Below are 2,997 nucleotides of genomic sequence, written 5' to 3'. Positions count from 1 at the left end.
CCTCTCCCGCTTGCGGGAGAGGCCGACGCGCCCCGGGCGATGCGAAGCATCGTCCCGCGCGCGGCGGGTGAGGGCTCTCTCCGCGCAGGGACATTCGGCAAATTCTCAACACCCCCAACGCGGAGACACCCTCCCCAACCCTCCCCCGCAAGCGGGGGAGGGAGCACACCGTCGTCGCAGCGATGTCAATGGGCTGACTTCGCGCGCATTTTTGTGGCACAAGAACCGCCTCGCGACCGACCAACGAGGCCACGCATGCCCGCGCCGAAACCGCCTGCCTTCGAGACCCTGAGCCTGCATGCGGGCCAGCATCCGGATCCCGTGACCGGGGCCCGCGCGGTGCCGATCTACCAGACCACGTCCTACGTGTTCCAGGATTCCGACCACGCCGCGGCGCTGTTCAACCTGGAGCGCGCGGGGCACATCTATACCCGCATCTCCAATCCGACCACCGGCGTGCTGGAGGAGCGGCTCGCGGCGCTGGAAGGCGGCGTCGGCGCGATCTGCACCGCGAGCGGCATGGCCGCGCTGCATCTGGCGATCGCCACGCTGCTCAACGCCGGCGACCATATCGTCGCGTCGAGCTCGCTCTATGGCGGCACCATCAATTTGCTGGCGCACACGCTGCCGCGCTTCGGCATCACCACGACATTTGTGAAACCGCGCGATCTCGACGCGTTCCGCAGCGCCATCAAGCCGAACACAAAACTCGTGATCGGCGAGACCATCGGCAATCCCGGGCTCGAGGTGCTGGACATTCCCAAGGTCGCGGCGATCGCGCATGAGGCAAGAATCCCGCTCTTGATCGACAACACCTTTGCCACACCCTATCTCAGCCGGCCTATCGAGTTAGGGGCCGACATCGTCATGCATTCGGCGACCAAGTGGATCGGCGGCCACGGCATCGCGATCGGCGGCGCCATCGTCGACGGCGGCCGGTTCGACTGGCGCGAATCGGGCAAGTTCGGCGTGCTGACCGAGCCCTATGGCGGCTATCACGGCATCGTCTTCGACGAGCAGTTCGGCACGGCGGCCTTCATCATGCGCGCGCGCACCGAGGGTTTGCGCGATTTCGGCGCTTGCCTGTCGCCGACCAATGCGTTCCAGCTGCTGCAGGGCGTCGAGACGCTGGGCGTGCGCATGGACCGCCACATGCAGAACACGCACCTCGTGCTGGAAGCCCTGAAGTCCAACAAGGCGGTGGACTGGGTGTTGCATCCCTCGCTGGAGACGCACGCCGACTATCAGCTCGCCAAGCAGCTCTTGCCGCGCGGCGCCGGCTCGATCATCTCCTTCGGCATCAAGGGCGGACGCCCGGCCGGGCGCAAATTCATCGAGAGCCTGCGCATGATCAGCCATCTCGCCAATGTCGGCGACGCCAAGACGCTGGTGATCCATCCGGCCTCGACCACGCATCAGCAGATGGACGCCGAGCAGCTCAAGGCCGCCGGCATCGGTGAGGAGCTGGTGCGGCTCTCGGTCGGCATCGAGACCGCGAGCGACATCATCGACGATCTCGCGCAGGCGCTGCGCATCTCGCAAAAGGTCTGACACCATGAAGCTCTCCGTCAACGGCCTCGAGGTGTTCGCCGCCACCGGCGGCCGCGACTTCGACAAGACCCTGCCTACGGTCGTCTTCATCCATGGCGCCGGCTTCGACCATTCGACCTGGGCGCTGCATACGCGCTGGTTCGCCCATCACGGGTTTGGCGTACTGGCGCCTGACCTTCCGGGGCACGGCCGCTCAGCCGGCCCCTCGCTCGGCAGCATCGCCGAGATGGCGGACTGGACCGCGGCGCTGCTCGATGCCGCAGGCGCCGCGAAGGCGCATCTGATCGGCCATTCCATGGGATCGCTGATCTCGCTGGAGACCGCGGCACGTCATCCCGACAAGGTCTCAGCGCTGAGCCTGATCGGGACCGCCGCGACCATGACGGTCGGCCCGGATCTGCTCAAGGCCGCCGAAGCCAATTCACAGGATGCCAACGACATGGTGTCGATCTGGGGCCTCGGCTTCAACGCCGAGCTCGGCGGCAGCCTCGCGCCGGGCCTGTGGATGCATGGCGGCGCGCAGGCGGTGCTGAAGGCGTGCGAACCCGGCGTGCTGTTCAAGGATCTGTCCGCCTGCAATGCCTACACAGGCGCGCTCCAAGCCGCCGCGACCGTCAAGGTGCCGACGACGCTGATCCTCGGCGAGCGGGACATGATGACACCCGCGAAAGCAGGCAAGGCGCTCGCCGCCGCGATTCCGCATGCGAAGACCGTCGTGGTGCCGGGCGCCGGGCACATGATCATGGCCGAACGGCCGGATGAATTGCTGGCGGCCTTGCGGAACTGAAAAGGATCAATCGCTCGCGTCATGCGTTTCGGTCAGACATCCCTATGATCCTCAAAGGGAACTCGACCCATGCCAAGACAAGAGATCATCCGCAAAGCGAAGCAGGACAAGCGCGCCGGAAAGTCGGCAAGCACGCAGGCCGGCGAATTTGTCAAGGACGAGATCGACAGGATCCGCAAAGGCAAGCACGGTGCACGCTCGACCAAGCAGGCCATCGCCATCGGCCTGTCCGAGGCGCGCCGCGCCGGCGTCGACCTGCCGCCACCGCGCAAGGGCCGCACCAAGAAGGCGACGCGCCGCAGCGCTAAATATGCCTACGAGGTCGGCCAGGGCAAGCGCACGCCGAAGCGCCGGCCGAAAGTGTCGCGCGCCGTCGAAGGCGTGTTGAAGAAGGAGCCGCGCTCGACCGCATCGCGGAGCACGCTGTCGAAGCAGGGCAAACGTGCTGCGAGCCGGCGAACGGCCGCGTCGCGTTCGGCGGCCGCGCGAAAAGCGAGCCATACCAAGGGTGCCAAAGTCCGCTCCGCCGCCGCGAAGAAGGCGGCGCGCACCAGGACGCGCCGCCGCAGCTAACCTGATGTAGCGGCCTTGTGATTTGAATGGCTGAGACCGACGCCAGACGATGCCGCCGTATTCGGATGGCTCGGAGTTTCTCATGT

Annotated in this window: 3 protein-coding genes; all 3 read left to right on the top strand. The window is 66.4% G+C overall.

Features of this window, described 5'->3' with window-relative positions; translation table 11 throughout:
• Positions 1-255: 255 nt before the first annotated feature.
• The 3 genes from SE92_RS26645 (at position 256) to SE92_RS26635 (ending at position 2,911) form a co-directional block, all read left to right on the top strand.
• The gene (locus tag SE92_RS26645; protein WP_063200093.1) at positions 256-1,551 is read left to right on the top strand and encodes an O-acetylhomoserine aminocarboxypropyltransferase; all 1,296 of its coding nucleotides are present in this window, start codon (positions 256-258) and stop codon (positions 1,549-1,551) included.
• A gap of 4 nt (positions 1,552-1,555) precedes the next feature.
• On the top strand, positions 1,556-2,338 hold the full coding sequence (locus tag SE92_RS26640; protein WP_063200090.1) for an alpha/beta fold hydrolase: 783 nt from the start codon (positions 1,556-1,558) through the stop codon (positions 2,336-2,338).
• 69 nt (positions 2,339-2,407) lie between these two features.
• The gene (locus SE92_RS26635; protein ID WP_063200087.1) at positions 2,408-2,911 is read left to right on the top strand and encodes a DUF6496 domain-containing protein; all 504 of its coding nucleotides are present in this window, start codon (positions 2,408-2,410) and stop codon (positions 2,909-2,911) included.
• Positions 2,912-2,997: the final 86 nt, after the last annotated feature.

Origin of the sequence: Bradyrhizobium sp. AT1 (genome assembly GCF_001590795.1) — a bacterium.
Classification (GTDB): domain Bacteria; phylum Pseudomonadota; class Alphaproteobacteria; order Rhizobiales; family Xanthobacteraceae; genus Bradyrhizobium.
The sequence above is the reverse complement of the archived record's forward strand: the minus strand, read 5'-3'. Positions and strand labels throughout refer to the sequence as shown.